Origin of the sequence: Nitratifractor sp., assembly GCF_015487065.1 — a bacterium.
Classification (GTDB): Bacteria; Campylobacterota; Campylobacteria; order Campylobacterales; family Sulfurovaceae; genus Nitratifractor.
The window spans coordinates 1-22,093 of record NZ_WFQN01000058.1 but is presented as its reverse complement, the minus strand read 5'-3'; the positions used below and the strand labels follow the sequence as shown (position 1 = coordinate 22,093).

Below are 22,093 nucleotides of genomic sequence, written 5' to 3'. Positions count from 1 at the left end.
TCTGAAAAACAACCGTCATTCCGGGCTTGATCCGGAATCCATGGCATTGAATGTCCATTAAACCATGAATCCTGAATCAAGTTCAGGATGACACAAACGTAACTCTTGGGTTTTTTCAGAGAGCTCAACGATTGGAAGTGATTCACTACGTCGAACCGTGAAGATCCGTTCCTTATGCAAAATTGGAGATAATATCGGGAAAAAGCCATAGTTTTGGAAAAGGAGCAGATCCGAATGCGGGAACTTGACAACAGTCACAAGCTGACCAAGTTCGTCAAAGCCGCCGGTTGAGCCGCCAAACTGGGTCCGGGGGACCTTTCACATATTTTGGCGGATCTGGTGAGCAATGATGAGCGATTGGTCGTGGGAATCGGCAGCAGCGAAGATGCGGCGGTCTACCGTCTCGACAGTGAGCGGGCGCTGGTGCAGACGCTGGATGTGATCACTCCGGTAGTGGACGATCCCTACTTTTACGGACAGATCGCAGCGGCCAACAGCCTCAGCGATATCTTTGCCATGGGGGCCGAAGTGATGACGGCCATGAACATCGTCGGTTTCGATGCCTGCAACCATCCGCAGGAGGTGTTGGGAGAGATCCTGGCCGGCGGAGCCGAGAAGGTGAGAGAATGCGGCGGAGTGGTGGTCGGGGGGCACACCATCGAAGCGCCGGAGATGACCTACGGCCTCAGCGTCACGGGGCTGGCCCATCCGGAGCGGATCTACCGCAACGACACCCCCAGAATCGGGGACCTGCTGATTCTGGGCAAACCCCTGGGGATGGGGGTGCTCACCACCGCGATCAAGGCCGATCTCCTGGGAGAGGTGCAGGTGCGCCGTATCGCGGCGATCCTGGCCCAGCTCAACTATCGCGCCTCCCTGGCGATGCGGTGTTTCGACGTGAGCGCCTGCACCGACGTGACCGGCTTCGGCCTGGCGGGACACGCCTACGAGATGAGCGGCAAAGGGCGGGTGAGTCTGCGTTTCGACTTTGACCGGCTCCCCCTTCTGCCTGAAGCGTTGGAGATGGCGGCGATGGGGATCATTCCCGCAGGGACTTACAACAACCGAAGCTATCTGGATGCCAAGACCCGCTGGGAGATCGAGACGCCCGACGACATCCTCTTCTACGATGCCCAGACCAGCGGCGGGCTCCTCATCGCCGTGGCCGAAAAGGAGGCCCAGGCGCTTCAGAATCGGCTGCGAAACGAAGGGTACGAATATGCGGCGATCGTGGGAGAGGTACTCCCCGCCGGCGAAAAGGCCCTGATAGTCTCATGAAGCCTCAGCCGGTTTATCGCAAAACCTTCACCGTCCCCGAATCGGCTATCGACTTCAACGGCCACGTCAACAACCTCCGCTATATCGAATGGATGCTCGAAGCGGCCGAAAAGCACTCCGAAGCGGCCGGCTGGCCCATGGAGCGTTGCATCAGTGAATACGGTGCCACCTGGGTCGCCCGTTCCCACACGATCCGCTATCACCGGCCGGCTTTTGCGGGGGAGGAGCTGGAGCTGCGCAGCTGGATCGAGGAGATCCGTGGAGTGAAGGCATTGCGGCGCTACGAGATCCGGCGGATCGGCGATGGGGAGAAAATCTGCGAAGGAGAGAGCGAGTGGATCTGGGTCGATGCCGAGACCTTGCGCCCCCGACGGATTCCCGGGGAGATCGCGGAACGCTTTCGGTGATGTTGGATTTTGGATGTTGGATGTTGGATGTTGGATTGCGGGGCGTTGCTTCGCAACGCGATCACTGATCAGTGCCGTTTTTTCTTGTCGTCATGCTGAACTTGATTCAGCATCCAGGGGATTGAGTTGTAGCGTGGGATTGCTATCCCACGAGGGAATTGAGAATTGAGAATGGAGGATGGAGAATTTTGGTGCGCCCAATGGGCGCATTTCGTAGCACGTAACACATAGCACAGATCGATTGTCAAAGAGGGGCGAAGCCCCGTTCAAACGACTAACGACGGACAAATCTTGTGACTTGAGGCCCGAAGGGCCGTGCGTGCGACTTTCTACTGTTCCCGCAGTGAAGCGAGATACTCCAGAACCTCCCGCTCATCTCCTCTGAAGACGATCCGTTCGCTTTTTCGACTGATCTGATAGTCGTACATCGGATCGTAGTACTCCTCCAGCAGGGCTCGGATCCAGGCTTTGTGCCCTTCGGGGTTGCCGGTGCGCTGCTGCTCCTCCCAGGCCGATTCGAGCATGGCGCTGAAGCGTCGGTAGCGCTCGTCTCCCAGCCGTTTGCGGATACGGCGGAAGTTGTGCTGCATCGTCTCGTACCAGTCATAGGGAGCTTCACCTCTGGCATAGGCTTCGTCGTACTCCTTTTGGGCATAGAGGATATAGTCGTCGTAGGTGATCTCGATCCGCTTCTCCAACGGCGTCTCCAGGAGAATCACTTTACCTCTTTGAAACTCCGCGAAGAGTTCCGGGGGAATGTAACGCTGGCCGATGTTGCGGCTTTCGTCTTCGATCACCAGACGGCGATGGCCCGCTTCGTCGTGGCGGATCTGGGCGTAGGCCAGAGCGTTTTCAAACGCGATCTGGGGCGGCTGAGGGGCAGCGTAACGTCCGAACGCCGAGCCCCGGTGGCGGGCGATTCCCTCCAGGTCGATCGCTTCGGGGATCTTTTTCAGCAGCAGGGTCTTGCCGCTGCCGGTGCGTCCGCCGATGACGAGGACCTCTTTTTCTTGGGCCAGCCGGAGGCTCTCTTCCATCAGATAGCGCCGGAAGGCTTTGTACCCTCCTCTGAGACGGGGGACGATGACCCCCCGTTCGGCCAGCCACTCCTGGACGATCCTGGAGCGCTGTCCGCCCCGCCAGCAGAAGAGGTAGGCGTTGGGATGTTTCCGGATGAAGTCGATCCAGGCGGCGATGCGCTCCTCCTTCACGTCCCCGCTCACCAGCCGGTGTCCCATGGCGACGGCCGCTTCGTTGCCCTCCTGTTTGTAGGTGGTCCCCACCGCTTCACGTTCTTTGTCAGTGAGGAGAGGGAGATTGACCGTATCGGGGAAAGAGCCCCGCTCGTATTCCACGGGTGCTCGCAGGTCGATCAGGGGATGGGCTTCGGTGACGACAGAACGGAAATCGTCGATCAGAGGGAGAGAGGATTGCACGGTTTCGGCGTCCTTTGGCCTGGAGAAATCTGCCGGAATTATAGCACAGCTGTTCCGGAGAGATTTGTTATGATAGGGAATGAAATATTCAAGAAGGAGGCGCCGATGTTTCAGGATCGCAAAGATGCGGGAGAGAGGCTCGCCAGAGCCCTGGAGAGCTATCGGGGAACGCCGGGGCTTCTGGTCCTGGCGATTCCTAGGGGCGGGACCGAGATCGGCTATGAGATCGCCCGGTATCTGGAGGCCGATTTCGATCTGCTGATCTGTCGGAAACTCCCGTATCCCTTCAATCCGGAGAGTGGTTTCGGTGCCATTGCCGAGGATGGAACGATCTATATCAATCCCCGGGCCTCCATCCCCCTGAACGAAGCGGAGGTCCTGGAGATCATCCGGCAGCAGCAGGAGGAGATCCGGCGGCGGATCCAGGTCCTGCGGGGCGGGCGTCCTCTTCCTCCACTGGAGGGACGGACGGTGATCCTCACCGATGACGGCATCGCGATGGGATCGACCATGCATGCCGCCGTGGAGATGTGCCGCAAAGCGGGCGCGGCCCGGATCGTGGTTGCCGTCCCCGTCGCCGGCCCCTATGCCGTGGCGGAGTTCAGCCGCCTGGCTGACGATCTGGTGGTGCTGGAGTCTCCGCCGGACTTTCATGCCGTCGCCCAGGTCTACCGGAACTGGTACGATGTGAGTGACGAGGAGGTGCTGGCGATTATGGAGCGCTGGCGGCGGGAGCACGGGCGGTGATTTTGCGCTGATCCGTCGGGAGGGATTTCAATCGCCTGGTTTCGTGCTTAGATTTTTCTCCGATTATATTTTCCATTAAGTTCGGCAGGAGTAGAATCAAAAAATATACCTATTTTTCGGAGAGAAGGAGGAGCGATGAAGACCATTTTTCAGGATCTGGAAGCCCTAAAAAAGCATGTCAAAGACAAAGAGGGAGAAAAGATCGTCAAGGAGTTGGAGAAGAATTTCCAGCTTTTGCGGACCAAAAGCGGGCTTTCCCAGCTGCTGCAGAAGAAAAAGCTGGCCAAGATCGTCCGCAATGTGGAGTATGAGCAGGAGCTAACCCAGCTGCAGGTGGAGCTGATCAAACTCCAGAACTGGATCTACGAGAACAAAAAGCGGGTGATGATCATCTTTGAAGGACGGGACGCCGCGGGAAAAGGCGGGGCCATCAAGCGCTTCATCCAGTACCTCAATCCCCGCAAATTCCGCGTCGCCGCCCTCCCCAAACCCACCGAGGTGGAGACGGGGCAGTTCTATTTCCAACGCTACTTCAAACATCTGCCCGATCCGGGGGAGATCGTCTTTTTCGATCGGAGCTGGTACAATCGGGCCATCGTGGAGCCGGTTTACGGATTCTGCACCCCGGAGCAGTATGAGAAGTTCATGAAAGAGGTCCCCGAGATTGAACACGCCCTCATCGACGACGGGATCATCCTGATCAAATTCTGGTTCTCCATCAGCAAAGAGACCCAGCAGAAGCGCTTCAAGGAGCGGATGACCAACCCTCTCAAACACTGGAAGCTCAGTCCCGTGGATCAGAAGGCCCAGGAGATGTGGGATCAGATCACCTACTACAAAGAGGAGATGTTCAGCCGTACCCACACCAGCTACGCTCCCTGGATCATCGTCGACAGCAACGACAAAAAGCGGGCCCGCCTCGAGTCGATCCGCTACGTCCTCTCTCAGATTCCTTATGACGGCAAAAAAGACGCCGTCATCAACCTCCACCACGATCCCGATATCGTCGAACGCTACCACCGCCGCTCCCACCAGGAAAAGGGATGAAAGGAATGGAGAATTGAGAATGGAGGATGGAGAATGATGAAGCTTTGTAGTGGGGGATTGCTATACCGTGCCTCAGGCTCCTGGATGAATGGTTAATGGTGAATGATTTCGGTTTGCATTGCAGGGCAATGCTTTTTGATTCAAATGACAAAGAGGAGCGGAGCTCCGTTCAAACGACAAACGATAAAGTTGGATAAAATACGCAAATTCCATCCTTCATCAAAGGTCAGACATGTCCAAAAAGATCGCTTCCGCCCGCATCTCGGCCGAGAGTTCCGAGCTGCTCAAGGAGCTCAACAACTCTCTTCCTTTCGATAAGGCCCTCTACCGCGAGGATATCCGCGGTTCTCTGGCTCATGCCGAAATGCTCAAAGAGCAGGGGATCATCAGCCCCGAGGATTATGCGGCGATCGAGCGGGGACTGGCCCAGGTACTGGAGGAGATCGAGAGCGGCGCTTTCTCGCTGGAAGGCGATGATGAAGATATCCATATGGCCGTGGAGCGGCGCCTGACCGAGATTGTCGGCGACGCAGGCAAGCGGCTCCATACCGCCCGCAGCCGCAATGACCAGGTGGCGGTGGATTTCCGGATGTATGTGCTGCGGCACGACCTGGAGATTGCGGCGCTTTTGCGGGAGCTCATCACCTCCCTGCTGGAAAAAGCCAAAGTCCATACCGAAACCCTGCTGCCGGGGATGACCCATCTCCAGCACGCCCAGCCCACCAACCTGGGATACCATCTCACTGCCTATGCAAGTATGTTTCGCCGGGATCTGGAGCGCTTCCTCGACTCTTACGAACGCAACAACCTCTCCCCCCTGGGCTGCGCGGCTCTGGCGGGAACGCCCCATCCCATCGACCGGCGCCGTACGGCAAAAGCACTGGGCTTTCGCGAACCCACGCTCAACTGTCTCGACACCGTCAGCGACCGGGACTTCGCTCTGGAGATCCTCTTCAACATCGCGACGATGATGATGCATATCAGCCGCCTCAGTGAAGAGCTGATCCTCTGGAGTACCAGCGAATTCGGCTTCGTGCGCCTCTCGGACAAGCACGCCACCGGCAGCTCCATCATGCCCCAGAAGAAAAACCCCGACATCCCCGAGCTGCTGCGGGGCAAGACCGGCCGGGCCTACGGCAATCTCATGAGTCTGCTGACGGTGATGAAGGGGCTGCCCCTGGCCTACAACAAGGATACCCAGGAGGACAAGGAGGGGGTCTTCGACAGTGTGCGCACCGCGGAGCTTAGCTTGCGGGTATTGCGGGAGATGATCGACGAGATGGAGGTCAATGCCGAAGCGATGGAAGCCGCCTGTATGAAGGGGCATCTGACCGCCACCGACCTGGCCGACTGGCTGGTACGCGAAGCGGGCCTGCCCTTCCGCGATGCCTACCATATCGTGGGCAATGTGGTCAACCGAGCCGAGGAGCTGGGCAAGGATATCTCCCAGATGACGCCCGAAGAGCTTCGCTCGGTCGATGAGCGGATCACGGCCGAGGCCTGCGGACTGCTGGACAATCGGGTCTCGATGAATGCCAGAGTATCAGAGGGAGGTACGGCCAGCGCACGGACACGGGAGCAGATCGAGCGTCTGGAGAAGTGGCTGGAGGCGTTGAAGATCTGAGAGGTTCGAATCCGATCCGGTTAGGGATCAGATGTTTTTTCGGGCATCCTCGTGGAGGTGATCCCATTTGAGCTTGCCGCCGCCCAGAAGATGGAAGTGAAGATGGTGGATCTCCTGCCCGCCGTCCTCACCGTTGTTGCAGATGAGGCGATAACCGGTCTCGTCCACTCCGAGCTTGGTCGCGGTCTCCTGGATAAAGGGGGTCATTTTGGCCATGGTCTCCGGATCGGTCTCCTGGAAGCAGCAGATATGTTTTTTGGGGATGACGAGAACATGGATGGGGGCCTTGGGGTAGAGGTCATGAAAGGCGAGGAACTCTTCGTTTTCGTTGACCGTGTTGTTGGGGATCTCTCCGGCGACGATTTTGCAGAAAATGCACATTGTTCACTCCTTCGGTGGTCTTCTTTGGAATCTATCCCGGATTATAGCGCAAGATCACCTTGGCACTCTCATCACATTTTGGATAAAATCACGGCAATTTCATTACAGAAAGCGAGAATGTTTTGGATCAACTGAAAGAGAAGATCGAATCGGCCTCTTCCCTGGAGGAGCTGGAGAAGATCCGGATCGAAATCTTTGGGAAAAAAGGAATTCTGGCGGCGGAGTTCGCCAAACTCAAGGATGTCCCCGGCCCGGAAAAAAAGGCCTTTGCCGAGGGGCTCAACCGTCGCAAGGCAGAGCTGCAGCGCCTTTTTGATGCGCGGCTGGAAGCCCTGAAAGAGGCGGCACTTCAGGCGCAGCTTCAGGCGGAGGCTCTGGATGTGACGATGTACTCCAACCTCTCCGAAAAAGGGGCGTTGCATCCCGTTCGGGAGACGATGGATAAGATCGTGGACTATTTCGTGGCGATGAACTTCGCCGTAGAGAGCGGGCCTATGGTGGAGGACGATTTTCACAACTTCGAGGCGCTCAACCTCCCCAAACACCATCCCGCCCGGGACATGCAGGATACCTTCTATTTCCGCGACGGGATGCTCCTGCGTACCCACACGTCTCCGGTACAGATTCGTACCATGATGCGCCAGAAGCCGCCGATTCGGATCATCGCTCCCGGGGCGGTCTTCCGCCGGGACTACGATTTGACCCACACCCCGATGTTCCATCAGGTGGAGGGGCTGGTCGTCGAAGAGGGGGACAAAGTCAGCTTCGCCAATCTCAAATGGATCCTGACCGACTTCCTGCACCACATGTTCGGTGAGGTGGAGGTACGCTTCCGTCCCAGCTTCTTCCCCTTTACGGAGCCCTCGGCCGAGGTGGATATCAGCTGTATCTTCTGCGAAGGCAAAGGGTGCCGGGTCTGTTCCCATACCGGCTGGTTGGAAGTCCTGGGCAGCGGTGTCGTCGATCCCAATGTCTTCAAGGCGGTCGGATACGAAAACGTCAGCGGCTACGCCTTCGGGCTGGGAGTGGAACGTTTTGCCATGCTGTTGCACCGCATTCCCGATCTGCGGTCGCTGTTTGAAGGAGATATTCGTTTGTTGGAGCAGTTCAGATGATCGTAACACGTAGATGGCTGGAAGAGTTTATCAACCTGGAAGGGATCAGTGATCAGCAGCTCCACGATACCTTCAACAGTATCGGCCTGGAGGTTGATGGTATGCAGCGGTTCCAAATGCCGTCCAAGGTGGTGGTGGGGCGGGTCCTCTCTTGTGAAAAACACCCTGATGCGGACAAGCTCAATCTCTGCCGTGTCGATGTGGGAGAGGCCGAGCCGTTACAGATCGTCTGTGGAGCCGCCAATGTGAGAGAGGCGGAGTATGTGGCAGTGGCCATCGTCGGAGCGGTCCTGCCCGGCGACTTCGCCATCAAACCGGCGAAACTGCGAGGCGTGGAGAGTTTTGGGATGATCTGCTCTTCGTCCGAGCTGGGACTGCCCGAGACGGGGGCGGGGATCATGATCCTGGATGAGAGTCTGGGAGAGATGATCCCCGGCAAGCCGCTGGCGGAGTACCCCGACTTCAACGATACGGTCATCGAGCTGGAGCTGACGGCCAACCGGGGGGACTGCCTCAGTATCCGGGGAGTCGCCCGGGATCTGAGTGCGGCCTTGGATCGGGAACTTCATCGGGTGGAGAGCGCCTCCGTGGAGACGATGTCCCGGGGGATCGCCCGGATTGTAGAGCTCCATACCCACGGCAGGATCGAGGCGGACCTTCTCTACATCTTTGTGGAAAAAGAGCGCTTGATCCTCCCTTTCCTGATGCGCTTGCGACTGGCGATGGTCGACGCGCTGAACGAGAATCTTTTTGATGCTCATCTGGCCTATAGTACCCATGCGACCGGTGTGATTCTCCGTGCTTATGATGCCGGACAACTCAAAGATGAGGCGGGGAAGATTCCGTTGGAGATCGGGCAGAAAATGCCCGGCTTTGTGGAGGTCACTAGCGGTGGTCGTCGCCTTTCTCTGGTGGGAATCTCTTCCAATCTGGAATATGCGGCGACGGATGACTCTGACGAAATTCTGCTGGAAGCTTCTTATATTGATCCGGAACTCCTGGTCCCGGCTGTGGCTGAAACAGGGGAGAAGACCGACGCGCTTTATTATCGTAGTTCCCGGGGGAGTGAACCGGAGATCTCTCTGGGGACGGAATATCTCAAGAACCGCTGTCATGTTGCCGGGGAGTGCCGATTCAGTAAAACGCCTTTGAGCCTGGAATCGGATCGGGAGGATCGGATCCTGAGTGTGGATATTCCGAAACTCAATGCCGTTATCGGCCAGGAGATTCCCAAAGGGACGATCCATACCATTCTCAAGCGTTTGGGTTTCGTGATCCATCATGCGGGCGCTGAGCGTTTCGGAGTGACGATCCCTCGATGGCGGCACGATATCCGTAACATTCAGGATGTGGCCGAAGAGATTCTGCGGATCGTCGGGATCAATCAGATCCAGGCTCGACCGCTGGATCTGACCGAGCAGAACCGTCTGACCGAGAGTACCCGCCGTTTCAGAATCCGCCGGGATCTGCGACAGCGGGCGGTGGCTGAGGGATTCTTCGAAGCGGTGACCTATGCTTTTGCCGACCGGAAGCTGCTGGAAACTTACGGCTTTCCGGTTTTGGAAGAGTCGAAGGATCTGCTCAATCCTATCGTCGAGGAGTTCAGCACCCTGCGAAGCACCCTGAGCCTCAACCTTCTGGAGGCGGCCCGACGCAACGTCAGCTATGGGAAAAAACGGATCCCTCTCTTCGAGATCGGATCGGTTTTCGATACCGAGCGTCTGGAACATGAGCGGATGGCGTTTCTCTGGAGCGGCGAAGCGGAAGAGGCGTCGGTCAGCAACCAGGGCAAACCGCCGCGTATCGATTTCGCCCGTTTTGTTCGGAAACTCGGCGGTGTGATCGGAGCGTTTCGCTTGGAGCGATGCAGCGAAACCCACGGACTGATCCACCCTTACCAGTCGGCGACGGTCTGGATCGGTGACCGTCCGGCGGGATGGCTGAGCAAGCTGCATCCTAAAGCGGCGGAGGCTTTCGGTCTGGAAGAGACCTTCATCGCCGAACTGGAGTTTGACGCCCTGATCCCGCCCCACATCGAGGCGGAGCCCGTCTCCAATTTTCAGGGAACGTTCAAGGATCTGAGTCTGCTGGTGAATCGGGAACTGCCCTATCGGACGATGGAAGAGGCCCTGGAAAAGCTGGAAGAGCCCCTGCTGCGGCGCTTCTTCCCCATTGATCGCTACGAGGATGAACAGCTGGGGGATCAAAAGAGTATGACGCTTCGCTTCTTCCTCCAATCCGGGGAAGGAACTCTCTCCGATGAAGCGATCGAAGGGGTCATGCAGCGGATCCTCACCACCCTGCAAGAGGCCTGCGGAGCCCGACTGCGATGAACCGTGCCGTCGTTGAGGCCTGCGGGACCCCCTTTGACCTGAGCCTGGAGGCGATCGCTCCCGACAAGTCGATCTCCCATCGCTGTGCCATGTTCTCGCTACTGAGTGACCGGCCCTCTACCGTACGCAATTTTCTGCGGGGAGAGGATACGATGGCTTCCCTCTCCATTGCCCGGCAATTGGGAGCCGAGATCGAGGATCGGGGGGACGTGATCCGCATCACGCCTCCTGCGGAGCTGCGGGAACCCGACGATATCCTCGACTGCGGCAATGCCGGGACCGGGATGCGACTCTTCTGCGGGCTCCTGGCGGGAGTGGAGGGGAGTTTTGTCCTGACCGGAGATCGCTACCTCCGCTCCCGTCCCATGAAGAGGGTGACGGCCCCTCTGCAGAGTATCGGGGCCAAAATCGACGGTCGGGAAGAGGGGAATCTGGCTCCCCTGCATATCCGTGGCGGCCGGCTCAAAGCCTTCCGTTACGAATCCCCCGTCGATTCGGCCCAGGTCAAATCGGCGATGATTCTGGCGGCGCTCAGAGCCGATGCCCCCAGTCATTACCGTGAATCTTTTCTCAGCCGGGACCATACCGAGCGGATGCTCCGGGGGATGGGAGTCTCCATCACTACCGAGGCAGAGGGATGGATCTGCATCACGCCGCCGAAGGGACCGCTGGAACCTTTGGATATCACCGTCCCGGCCGACCCTTCCAGCGCCTTCTTTTTCGCCGTAGCGGCAGCCATCATTCCCGGCGCGAAGGTGCGGATCCCCGGGGTGACTCTCAATCCGACCCGGATCGAGGCTTTCAAAGTCCTGGAAGCCATGGGGGCGGCGGTGGAGTATCGGTTGCATGAAGATATCTACGAGCCTATCGGAGAGATCCGTGTTGCCTATAACGGACGACTCGCCGCGGTAGAGGTTTCCCAGCGCATCGCCTGGCTCATCGACGAGTTGCCGGCTTTGGCGGTGGCCATGGCGACGGCGGAGGGGACCAGCCGGGTTCGCAATGCCGCCGAGCTGCGGGTCAAAGAGAGTGACCGGATCGCATCGGTGGTCGCCGCGCTGCAGGCCTGCGGAATCGAGACCGAAGAATACCCCGACGGCTATGCCATCCATGGGGGCGTCTTTCGCCGGGCGACCATCGACAGCCATGGGGATCACCGCATCGCCATGAGCTTCGCGATTGCCGGGCTGCTTTGCGGGATGGAGATCGAAGATATCGACTGCGTCGCTACCTCGTTTCCCAACTTTTTCGAGATGCTTTCCCGGATCACGGAGGTACAGATATGAAAATACGACTCGCCTCCTCCTACGGCTTCTGCTATGGGGTCAAACGGGCAATCAAAATCGCCGAGGAACACCCCTCCAGTGCCACCTACGGCCCCTTGATTCACAACAAGGATGAGATCGATCGTCTTCGAGAGCACTTCAATATCGGCTTGGTGGAGAGCTTCGAGGAGGCGGAGCAGGTCGATTCTATCGTCATCCGGACTCACGGCATTCCCAAGGAGGAGTACCGGAAACTCAAAGCCGAAGGCAAAGAGATCATCAACGCCACCTGCCCCTACGTCACGACACCGCAGCAGATCGTGGAGAAGATGAGTCAGGAGGGGTACAGCATCGTCATCTTCGGTGACCGGAACCATCCGGAGATCAAAGGAGTCGTCAGTTATGCCGAGGATCCCCGCAACGCCTTTGTAGTTCTCGAAGAGTCGGAACTGGAGGGATTGCCTCTGGGGTCCAAGGTGGCCATCGTCGCCCAGACCACCCGCAAGCCGGCCGATTTCATGAAGATTGTCAATGCACTGGTTCTCCGGGCCAAAGAGGTACGGGTCTTCAATACCATCTGCAACGCCACTTTTGAAAACCAGGATGCCGCGGCGGAATTGGCCAGAGAGGCCGACGTGATGATCGTCATCGGGGGCAAACACTCCTCCAACACCAAACAGCTCCACTCCATCTGCAAAAATTTTTGTGACGACAGCTATCTCGTGGAGAATGAAAACGAACTCGATCCGGCCTGGTTTCGGGGCAAAGAGCTCTGCGGGATCAGTGCCGGAGCCTCCACGCCCGACTGGATCGTTCAGAATGTCATCGACCGGATCCGTGAGATTGTTCGTGTCGAAAAAGAGTTGGCCCCCTGAGGCCGCTCCTCTACGCCTCACACACATTTACCGCTTTCCTATCCAGATTTAAACTAAAATGAGTATAATTAGCGCCAAACTCAGAGTAAAGTAAGGATAGGTATATGAAGTTCGAAGACATCGAAATCGAGGACGTTGATTTTGAAGCGATGCTGGAGGAGTCTTTCAAAAAGGAAGACCGCAGCAGCGGGGACCTGACAGAGGGAACCATCGTCAAGATCAACGAAGAAGAGAACCAGGCGATTGTGGATATCGGCCGGAAAAACGAAGCCTTTATCAACCTGGATCAGCTGCGTGACGAAGAGGGGAATCTTCTCTTTAAAGAGGGAGAGACTCTTCCTGTCGTGATCACCGGCAGCCGGGGAGAGCGTCCGATGGTCTCTTATGATCTGGCCAAAAAGCGCCAGGCGATGAACGAGTTTATCGAAGAGTACGACGAAGAGCAGGAGTACATCGTCGAAGGTGTCGTCACCAAGAAAAATAAAGGCGGCTACGTCGTCGAAGCGGACGGGTTGGAGTTCTTCATGCCGAGAACCCTCTCCTACCTCAGTTCCAAGACCGACGCCGTGGGCAAAAAGGTCAAGGGAGTCATTGTCAAAGTGGACAAGGAGAAAGGCTCTGTCGTCATCTCCCGCAAAGAGCTGATCGAGCGGGACAAGGCAAGAGTCCAGGAGATCGTTGAAAAACTTCTCGAGAGTAAAGAGCCTGTCGTCGGAACCGTCAAGAAGATCACCAGCTACGGAATGTTTGTCGATGTCGGCGGGATGGACGGTCTGGTCCACTATTCCCAGATCTCCCACAAAGGACCGGTCAACCCCTCCAAATATTTCCAGGAAGGGGACGAAGTCAACGTCGTTGCGTTGGATTACGACAAAAAGAAACGTCATCTCTCCCTCTCTATCAAAGAGGCCAACCCCGATCCCTGGGAGAATATTGACGAGATCCTGGGGGTCGGTGATGCCGTCACTGCAACAGTAAGCAATATCGAACCCTACGGTGTCTTTGTCGATCTGGGTGAAGATCTGGAAGCCTTCCTCCATGTCTCTGAGATCTCCTGGGACAAGAATGTCAAACACCCCAAAGACTATTTGACTGTCGGTGAAGAGATCAATGTGGAAGTGATCGAGATCGACAAAGAGAAGCGCCGCTTGCGCGTCAGCCTGAAAAATCTGCTTCCCAAGCCCATGGAGGAGTTCGCACGGAACCACCGTGTCGGCGATATCGTGACCGGTACGGTCTCTTCGCTGACCGATTTCGGTGCCTTTGTAAAGATTGACAATGTCGAAGGATTGCTGCATAACCAGGAGGCCTCCTGGGACAAGAGTAAACGGGCCAAGGATCTCTTCAACGTCGGGGATGAGGTAGAGGTCAAGATCATCAAGATCGATACCGACGCCGGCAAGATCTCTCTGAGTCGCAAAGCTCTGGAAAAATCCCCCGTCGAAGCCTTTGCCGATACCCACAAAGTCGGTGATATCGTTACCGGAACCGTCAAAGACAAAAAAGATTTCGGCGTCTTTATCGCTCTGGATGATAATGTGGATGCATTGATCCGTACCGAGGATCTCCATCCGCTGAAGTTTGACGAGATCGAGCCCGGTCAGGAGATCAAAGGGGTCATTACCCATATCGATCCCCGCAACGATCGGATCCGGGTCTCCGTTCGTCGTTTGGAACGCCAGGAAGAGCGTGAAGCTCTCGACCAGCTCAATCAGGAGCAGGATGACAGTATGACGCTGGGTGATTTGATCAAAGACCAGCTCAAAAAATAAAAATCAGGAATCGATTCGATGTCCAAATATACCATCCTTGTCTGCGATCATATTCATGAGAGCGGACTCAAAATTCTTGCCTCCGATCCGGAGGTAGAGCTCATCAACGCCGCCGATGAGCCCAAAGACAAACTTCTTGAAAAATATGTCCCTCTGGCCGATGTCGCTATTACCCGCAGTTCCACTGACGTCGACGAGAAGTTTCTGAGCCAGGCAAAAAAGATGCGGGCGATCGTCCGGGCCGGTGTGGGGGTGGACAACGTGGACATTCCCGGCTGTTCCAAGCTGGGCATCGTCGTCATGAACGTGCCCACCGCCAATACGATCGCCGCCGTCGAAATGACCATGGCGCACATGCTGGCCTGTGTCCGGCAGTTTCCCTATGCCCATAACAATCTCAAAATCGACCGGGTTTGGCGACGCCAGGACTGGTACGGTACCGAGCTCAAAGACAAGAAACTGGGGATCATCGGCTTCGGCAATATCGGTTCCAGAGTCGGAAAGCGTTCCAAAGCCTTCGAGATGGAAGTGATCACTTACGATCCCTATATCGATCCCAGTAAAGCGACCGATCTCGATATCGCCTACACGGAGAACTTTGACGATATCCTCGCCTGTGACATCATCACGATTCACACCCCCAAAACCGAAGAGACCATCGGTATGATCGGCAAAGAAGAGATCGCCAAGATGAAAGACGGGGTGATCCTCATCAACTGTGCCCGGGGAGGTCTCTATGACGAAGAGGCTCTCTACGAAGGGCTCAAAAGCGGTAAGATTGCTATGGCGGGGATCGACGTTTTCAACAAAGAGCCGGCCATCGACAATCCGCTCCTGGATCTGAACAATGTGACCGTCACTCCCCATCTGGGAGCCAATACCCGCGAATCCCAGCGCAATATCGCCGTTCAGGCGGCAGAAAATGCCATTGCCGCGGCAAAGGGAATTGCCTATCCCAATGCACTGAACCTTCCCATCCGGGAAAACGAACTGCCGGATTTTGTGATGCCGTTCCTGGAACTGACCCAGAAGATCGCTTATATGAGTGCTCAGGTGCCCAAGAGCGGTGCCAAATCGATCAAGGTGATCGCCGAAGGACCGGTCTCTGAATATATCGACTCTTTGGCGACTTTCGCCACTGTCGGGGTGATGAGTGAGTCTCTGGCGGACAGTATCAACTATGTCAATGCCGAATATGTGGCCAAAGAGCGTGGAATCGAAATCCTCAAAGAGACGATTCCTGATGCTAAAGGGTTTAAAAACCTGGTGACGGTAAAACTGACGACACAAAACGGTCAGGTGTTCCGTATCAGCGGGACGGTTTTCGAAGAGAACCTCCAGCGGATCGTCGACATCGACGGTTATACCCTGGATCTAGAGCCCAAAGGGCGGATGATTCTCTTCAAAAACAACGATGAACCGGGGGTCATCGGTGATGTAGGACGGATCATTGCGGAGCAGGGGATCAATATCGCCGATTTCCGTCTAGGACGGGACAACAAAGGACAGGCCCTCGCCGTCGTCCGGGTTGACGGGGAGATCAGCAAAGATCTCATCGACAAATTGGCGGCACTTCCCGCCTGTATCAGTGTCAAAGCGGTTGCTCTTTGACCCTTTGATCTCTTTATAATGCTCTAACATTCTCACTTCGATCACTTCAGTTAAAGAATTGCATAAGTACAGCTTGCTATAATTCGCGGAATATTTATACTTAGTTAACTATTGATTATTCAACTATTCATATCTTCATATTTTTTGCTATAATGCATAAAATTGCATCGTATTGACAGGAGCTTAACATGTGGCGCATACTCTCACTAACACTGATCGGTGTTCTTCCGCTTTTTGCCGGACTTAAGAATCTTACTCTCGATCACGCTTTGGATCTTTTGGACAAAAAGAATATTGAGATCAAAGTGGCTCAGTTTGATGAAGTAATGAAAAAATATGATGAACTGGCGGTCGAGGGGAAAAATTGGGGTTCTGCGACCATTACTTTGCAAGCGCTTCGCTCCAATGATGCGGGAAATGTTTTTGGATTCAAACTGCAAAGTAGAGAGGCAACGTTTGGTGATTTCGGAGCGCAAGAGTTTATGACCAATTCGGGGCTTTGCCAGGGGGGAGATCAGCAAGCCTGTTCCGATATGTATAACAAACCTCCACATGAATTGAACTATCCGGCACCCAGAAACCATTTTGTCACCAAAATTAATTACCAGGTTCCTATCTATACCGGTGGGAAACTTACTGAATACAAGAAGATTACCCGAAAACTTTATGAGATGAGTAAGCTCGATACCCGTAAACTTCGGGATGAAAAGATCTTTCAAGTCAAAAAGGCCTTTTACAATATTACGCTGGTAGAGCGTTACGTCTACAATCTTCGAAAAATCCGCCGCAATATGCTCAAACTCAAACGAACCATTCTGGAGATGAAAAAAGAGGGGTATACCAAAAAGACCGATGTCCTGGAGATCGAAGCCCGCCTGGCCAAGGTTGACAGCATGCTCAACCAGGCCAGACTCAATCGGGACCTTGCCTATCAGTTCCTCTCCTTTCTTCTCGATACGAAGGTCGATTCAATCAGAAAGGTCCATCTGGTCATTCACGCTCCCCGGATCAATAAACGGAACATCGAGCGACTGAGTCTCGACATTCAGAAGGCGAAAATGGGTCTGGAAGTTGCCCGCCACGCCATCGCGACGGAAAAAGCCAATTTTCTGCCGATGGTCGGGGCTTTTGCCGAGTACGGCAGTGCCGATAATACCCTTTGGAACGATTTTGCGAAAAAGGACTTTTTTACGATCGGAATGCAATTCAAACTCAATGTCTTTAACGGTGGGAGTGACAAAGCAAAACTGGAAAAGGCCAGAGTACGCCATATGAAAGTGGCACGGCAGGTAGAACTGGCACGCAAGGGAATCGCTTTGAAAGTGCAGAAGCTTCAGACGGCAATCCGCTCATTGGAGTATGACCTGCGCAGCGAACAAAAGCAGCTGAATCTTGCCCGTGAAGTCTATCGGACCTATGAAGCCAAATACAAAGAAGGTTTGGCTTCCATCACCGATGTTCTGATCAAACAGTCCATTGAGCTGCAGGTGCTTTTGGAGTACCTGCAGGTTGCCAACAAACACAGTGAAAAAGTCTTTGAGCTTGAAAAAATACTCGACATGGGAGGTCGTTCATGAAAAAAATCCTCTTGATGGCCCTGTTGGCCGGCGGGATGATCTTTGCTAACGTTCTTGAGCTGAGCGGTACGGTAATCTCCGATAATCAAAAGATGATTACCAGTCGTTTTATGGGATTTGTAAAAAATATGCGTGTCAGCGAAGGGGATATGGTCAAAAAGGGGCAGGTGCTCTATGAGATCGATTCCAAAGAGATCGAAGCAGCGGTCAAACAGGTAGATCTGGCGATCTCCCAAGCCCGTTTGGCTCTGCAGATGAATCAGAATCAACTCAATAATGTTTTGCTGAATCTGGCTCGCAACAAACGACTCTATAAGAAAGACATGGTTTCCAAATTTGAATTGGAACAGTTGGAGTTGGCTGCCAAAAATATGAGGGATATGGTGGAGATTGCCAAGAAGCAGGTCGAGCAGGCAGAAGCTCAGAAAGAGGCGGTCCTCAACCAGTATAAATATCTGACGATCAAGGCTCCCAACGACGGTGTCGTTGTGGCCAAAAAACTCAACGAGGGTGATATGCAGATCCCCGGGATGCCCGCCCTGGTCATTACCGATCTGAAACATCTGAAGGTCCTCGTGGAGATCAGCGAGAGTAATCTGATCCATATCCGTATCGGAAAAAAGGTCACGGTTGAGATCCCTTCTATCGGGCTGAAAACCGAGGGTAAGGTGAGTGCCATTATCCCCGCTTCCAACCCCATGACCCACAAGTTCAAGGTCAAGATCAGTTTCGATAAGAAAGATGCCTTCGTCTTCCCCGGAATGTATGCCAAAGTCTATATCCCCGAAGAGGATAAAAAACAATGATCAACTATCAACCGAAGGATATCGCCGGTAAACTGGCCCTGGGTTTTTTGAAAAATCCCCTGACGCTGGTATTGGGGATCTCTTTGCTGTTGTTAGGCTTCATCTCTCTGCAGGTGATGCCGCGGGAAGAGGATCCCCAGATCGCCATCTCCGGTGGAGCGGTCATCGCTCCCATGCCCGGAGCCACTCCCAAAGAGATCGAAAATGTCATTGTCAATCCCCTGGAGCGTAAGATCCGGGAGATCAAAGGGGTGGATCATGTTTACGGGATAGCCATGCACAACGTGGGGATCGTCAACGTCGTCTACAAAATCGGAGAGCGCCGGGAAGATGCTAACCTTAAACTCTACGACAAAGTGATGCAGAATATGGATCATCTCCCCAAAGGGGTGATGCAGCCGTTGGTCAAGCCCTTCGATATCGATATCGATATTCCCATCCTCACCTTCGCCTTTTACCCCCTCGAGGGACAGAAGGCCGATTACGAAAAGCTCTTTCCGCTGATGCGGCGTATCCAACAGCGGGTCAACGCCGTCAAAAACGTGGCCAAGACGACTCTCGTCGGAGCGCACAAACCTCAGTTCAACGTCGAAGTGGATCTTAGCAAGCTGACCGCTTACAATCTTTCGCTGGGACAGATCATGAAGGCGATCCAGTCTATCGCCGTCGATGTCCCCGATGTGAAAGGCCACACCAAAAACCACAAACTTCTTATCTTCGGCGTCAAAAATGCCATCAACGATGTAGATGATGTGAAAAATATCATTGTCGCGCAATATATGGGTTCACCGATCTATTTGCGGGATGTGGCCCGTGTTGAGCGGGGGATCGATTTCCAGAATTTCAAAACTGCCTATGTGGGGTTCAAAAAAGGAAAGGATCTCGAGGAGATCCGTAAAGCGAAGCTTTCACCGATCAAGCAACAGATCACGTTGACCGTTTCCAAACTGGCCGGAACCAATGCCGTTTTTGTGGCCAACGATGTATTGAAATTGATGGCAGAGTACAAAGATCAGTTCCGTAAAAACGGTTTTGGCTACATTGTGACCCGGAACTATGGAAAACGGGCCAACGATGCGGTCAACGAACTTGTCGACCACCTATTGATTACCATCGTGATCATCGCCGTGATGCTGGTCTTTGCCCTGGGCTTCAAGGAGGCGCTGATTGTCACCCTGACCGTTCCGGCGATTCTGGCCGTCACCCTCTTTATCGCCTGGATTTCGGGACAGACGATCAACCGGATTACCCTTTTTGCTTTCCTCCTTTCTCTGGGTTTGTTGGTGGATGCGGCGATTATCGTCATCGAAAACATCCATCGCCATCTCCATGCCCATGATGCTCCCGAACGGAGTATGGAAGAGATCCTGGTAGAGGCCACCGACGAGATCGGTGCACCGACCAATGTGGCGACACTGGCGATTATTATGACCATGATCCCCATGCTCTTTGTCGGGGGAATGATGGGTTCGTTTATGAAGCCGATTCCCCTCAACGTCCCGGTGGCTTTGATCGCCTCGTTGGTCGTTGCCTATATCTTTACCCCCTATTTGAGTCTGAAACTGCTCAAAAAACCCAAAGCTCATCACCATGACGGAGGTCACAAATGAAAAAATTTGAGAACTTCGTCTATGCTATTTTGGAGAGTAAGAGCAAAAAAACGCTGGTGATCCTTCTGACCCTGATCGCCCTGGCGGCATCGGTGATGATGCTGCCGACCAAAATCGTCAAGGCCAAGATGCTTCCCGGGAAAAGTGACAACACCTTCTCCGTCTATGTCAAGACTCCCACCGGCAGTTCTATCGAGCAGACCAAGGCGGTAAGCCAGTGCATTGTGGACCATCTCAAAAAGGAACCTGAGATCACCGACATGGAGATCTATGCCGGGATGGGGATTCCTCTCGACTATGCAGGCCTGGTCAAAGGCTCGGGGATGAAAAACAGCGAAAACCTTGCCGAGATCGCCGTCAACCTGACCGACAAACATGAACGGGACGAGACCTCCTACATGATGGTCCACCGGCTTCGCCCCGTCGTCAAGAAGGCCTGTGAACCGGTGATCCCCGGCAGTGTAATCCAGTTTGTGGAACAGCCGGCAGGACCGCCGACTTTGGCGGCGATTGTTGTGGAGGTGACCGGTCACAATCTCAAAAAGATCCGCGAACTCTCCAAAGAGGTGGCGGTGATTCTGAAAAAGACGCCAAAATTGGTGGATGTGGATATTATGGCCGATGAGATCTATAAAAAGTACGAACTCATCCCCGACAAAGAGAAGATCGCCCGCAGCGGACTCAGTGTCGATCAGGTTAACAAGATTATCTATCTGGCCTTTGAGGGAATGGCTGTGGCCCACAAAAATTCTGCCAACGAACCGGATCAGATCCAGATCTTCGAGGTACTCGATCCGAGGACCAAGCTTTTCCGGACCAAAGATATAGAAGCGCTCAAAAGTAAGCTCAATGAGCTCAATCTGATGAACCGAAAAGGGATGATGGTCCCCGTCAGCGAAGTGGTCCAGATCAAAGAGGTGGACTCCCAGCCCAGCATCATGCAAAAAGACCTCCACCGGATGATCAACGTCACCGCCGAAGCGGACGAAGAGTCCCAGGTCTATCCGCTGCTGGAGGCCCGGGACCGGATGATCGAGTACTTCAAAAAGCGCGGCTACAAAGTCGAAAAAGAGCCCGGGATGTCCACCTACATGTTCGACCTGCACCTGACCGATCCCAAAACCGGCGAGAAAATCCTGCTGCGTTGGGACGGGGAGATGAAGGTGACGCTGGATACCTTCCGGGATCTGGGGGGCGCCTTCATCGGTGCCCTGGTACTCATTTTCCTCCTCCTAGTGATCTACTACAAAAACTATACGCTGCCGACGATTACTCTGATCGGAAGTTTCCTCTCCATTATCGGCGTCATCGTGGGGCACTGGGTGGCGGATCTGGTGACCCGGGATACCTTCTTCCTGACGGCGACCTCTCTGATCGGTTTCATCGCCCTGATGGGGATCAGTTCCCGGAACTCCCTGCTGCTGATCGACTTCGCCAAGGCGCTGATGGAGGCCAAAGGCTTCCCCAAACGACGGGCCATCGCTGTCGCTTCGGCGACCCGGGCCAAGCCGATCATGCTCACCGCCATCGCCATCATTCTCGGTTCGGCACTGCTGGCCAGCGACCCGATCTTCGGCGGACTCGGGGTCGCGCTGATCTCAGGAACCGTAGCGGCGGTCTTTGTTTCGCTGATCTTCGTCCCGGTCCTTCTCGACAATGCCAAGGCGATGGAGCGAGATGACGAGAATCCGATCCACCACGATCCCAACGATATCTCCATCACCCGCTGACGATTTCGGGCCCGGGCCCGGCTCTTTATCCTCACTTCGCTATAATCTCTCCATCAATATATTGTTCAGGAGTAAGCTATGGCAACTATCGGAATGGGGGATATCAAAAAAGGTACCCGCCTCGAGATCGACGGCAACCCCTACAAAGTGATCGAGTTCCAACACGTCAAACCCGGCAAAGGCGCCGCCTTCGTCCGGATCAAGATCCGCAACCTCTCCACCGGCAAAGTGATCGAAAAGACGGTCCACGCCGGTGACAAGTTCGAGGTCCCCAACCTGGAGCAGAAGAAGATGCAATACCTCTACGACGACGGAGAGTTTCTGCAGTTCATGGACAGCGAGACCTTCGATCAGATCGGTCTGACCCATGAACAGGTGGGCGAGGTCTTCGATTTCATGATCGATGGGATGGAAGCGGATATCCTCTTCCACAACGGCAAGCCCATCACCGTGGAGATCCCCCAGACCGTGGTCCTGGA

General features: G+C 54.8%; 18 protein-coding genes. 16 read left to right on the top strand and 2 right to left on the bottom strand.

Translation table 11 applies throughout. The annotated features are described in order from the left end of the window. Positions 1-234 precede the first annotated feature (234 nt). Both selD and F8I07_RS03135 read left to right on the top strand, forming a co-directional pair. The gene (gene selD, locus F8I07_RS03140) at positions 235-1,278 is read left to right on the top strand and encodes a selenide, water dikinase SelD (protein ID WP_292655628.1); all 1,044 of its coding nucleotides are present in this window, start codon (positions 235-237) and stop codon (positions 1,276-1,278) included. Beyond that, the gene (locus tag F8I07_RS03135) at positions 1,275-1,685 is read left to right on the top strand and encodes a thioesterase family protein (RefSeq protein WP_292655626.1); all 411 of its coding nucleotides are present in this window, start codon (positions 1,275-1,277) and stop codon (positions 1,683-1,685) included. Before selD ends, F8I07_RS03135 begins: the two co-directional genes overlap by 4 nt. Before the next feature lie 329 nt (positions 1,686-2,014). Here the strand turns inward: F8I07_RS03135 and mnmH are convergent, their stop codons facing one another. Continuing rightward, on the bottom strand, positions 2,015-3,121 hold the full coding sequence (gene mnmH / locus F8I07_RS03130; RefSeq protein WP_292655624.1) for a tRNA 2-selenouridine(34) synthase MnmH: 1,107 nt from the start codon (positions 3,119-3,121) through the stop codon (positions 2,015-2,017). Between the two features lie 105 nt (positions 3,122-3,226). Here mnmH and F8I07_RS03125 point away from each other — a divergent pair, with 105 nt between their 5' ends. The 3 genes from F8I07_RS03125 to argH all read left to right on the top strand — a co-directional run bounded on the left by F8I07_RS03125 (position 3,227) and on the right by argH (position 6,539). Then, positions 3,227-3,868: a phosphoribosyltransferase gene (locus F8I07_RS03125; protein ID WP_292655623.1), complete on the top strand. Its 642-nt coding sequence runs from the start codon at positions 3,227-3,229 to the stop codon at positions 3,866-3,868. Positions 3,869-4,003: 135 nt separating this feature from the next. Continuing rightward, a complete protein-coding gene (ppk2, locus tag F8I07_RS03120) occupies positions 4,004-4,915 on the top strand; it encodes a polyphosphate kinase 2 (protein WP_292655620.1) in 912 nt (303 codons plus the stop codon). Positions 4,916-5,147: 232 nt separating this feature from the next. Continuing rightward, positions 5,148-6,539, top strand: a complete 1,392-nt coding sequence (argH, locus tag F8I07_RS03115) for an argininosuccinate lyase (RefSeq protein WP_292655617.1) — start codon at positions 5,148-5,150, stop codon at positions 6,537-6,539. A gap of 27 nt (positions 6,540-6,566) precedes the next feature. On the opposite strand, the gene F8I07_RS03110 is transcribed toward argH, so the two are convergent. Continuing rightward, complete coding sequence (locus F8I07_RS03110) at positions 6,567-6,920, bottom strand: histidine triad nucleotide-binding protein (protein ID WP_292655615.1); 354 nt, start codon at positions 6,918-6,920, stop codon at positions 6,567-6,569. A gap of 122 nt (positions 6,921-7,042) precedes the next feature. Here F8I07_RS03110 and pheS point away from each other — a divergent pair, with 122 nt between their 5' ends. The 11 genes from pheS to F8I07_RS03055 form a co-directional block, all read left to right on the top strand. Next, positions 7,043-8,035: a phenylalanine--tRNA ligase subunit alpha gene (gene pheS / locus F8I07_RS03105; RefSeq protein ID WP_292655612.1), complete on the top strand. Its 993-nt coding sequence runs from the start codon at positions 7,043-7,045 to the stop codon at positions 8,033-8,035. Next, positions 8,032-10,368, top strand: a complete 2,337-nt coding sequence (gene pheT / locus F8I07_RS03100) for a phenylalanine--tRNA ligase subunit beta (protein ID WP_292655608.1) — start codon at positions 8,032-8,034, stop codon at positions 10,366-10,368. Before pheS ends, pheT begins: the two co-directional genes overlap by 4 nt. Continuing rightward, positions 10,365-11,654 carry a 3-phosphoshikimate 1-carboxyvinyltransferase gene (gene aroA, locus F8I07_RS03095; RefSeq protein WP_292655605.1) on the top strand — a complete coding sequence of 430 codons (1,290 nt, stop codon included), beginning with the start codon at positions 10,365-10,367 and terminating at the stop codon, positions 11,652-11,654. Before pheT ends, aroA begins: the two co-directional genes overlap by 4 nt. Further along, positions 11,651-12,508, top strand: a complete 858-nt coding sequence (locus tag F8I07_RS03090) for a 4-hydroxy-3-methylbut-2-enyl diphosphate reductase (protein WP_292655602.1) — start codon at positions 11,651-11,653, stop codon at positions 12,506-12,508. Before aroA ends, F8I07_RS03090 begins: the two co-directional genes overlap by 4 nt. Positions 12,509-12,612: 104 nt before the next feature. Continuing rightward, positions 12,613-14,280 (top strand): 30S ribosomal protein S1, encoded by a 1,668-nt coding sequence (locus F8I07_RS03085; RefSeq protein ID WP_292655600.1) that lies wholly within the window; start codon positions 12,613-12,615, stop codon positions 14,278-14,280. Between the two features lie 18 nt (positions 14,281-14,298). Further along, positions 14,299-15,891: a phosphoglycerate dehydrogenase gene (gene serA / locus F8I07_RS03080; protein WP_292655598.1), complete on the top strand. Its 1,593-nt coding sequence runs from the start codon at positions 14,299-14,301 to the stop codon at positions 15,889-15,891. Positions 15,892-16,079: 188 nt separating this feature from the next. Beyond that, positions 16,080-17,468 (top strand): TolC family protein, encoded by a 1,389-nt coding sequence (locus F8I07_RS03075; RefSeq protein ID WP_292655595.1) that lies wholly within the window; start codon positions 16,080-16,082, stop codon positions 17,466-17,468. Then, complete coding sequence (locus F8I07_RS03070; RefSeq protein ID WP_292655593.1) at positions 17,465-18,274, top strand: efflux RND transporter periplasmic adaptor subunit; 810 nt, start codon at positions 17,465-17,467, stop codon at positions 18,272-18,274. Before F8I07_RS03075 ends, F8I07_RS03070 begins: the two co-directional genes overlap by 4 nt. Then, positions 18,271-19,884, top strand: coding sequence for an efflux RND transporter permease subunit (locus F8I07_RS03065; RefSeq protein ID WP_292655591.1), 1,614 nt, complete (start codon positions 18,271-18,273; stop codon positions 19,882-19,884). Before F8I07_RS03070 ends, F8I07_RS03065 begins: the two co-directional genes overlap by 4 nt. Further along, positions 19,881-21,614, top strand: coding sequence for an efflux RND transporter permease subunit (locus tag F8I07_RS03060; protein ID WP_292655588.1), 1,734 nt, complete (start codon positions 19,881-19,883; stop codon positions 21,612-21,614). Before F8I07_RS03065 ends, F8I07_RS03060 begins: the two co-directional genes overlap by 4 nt. Before the next feature lie 78 nt (positions 21,615-21,692). Continuing rightward, positions 21,693-22,093, top strand: a 401-nt coding sequence (locus F8I07_RS03055) for an elongation factor P (RefSeq protein ID WP_292655585.1), incomplete at its 3' end; no start/stop codon positions are given.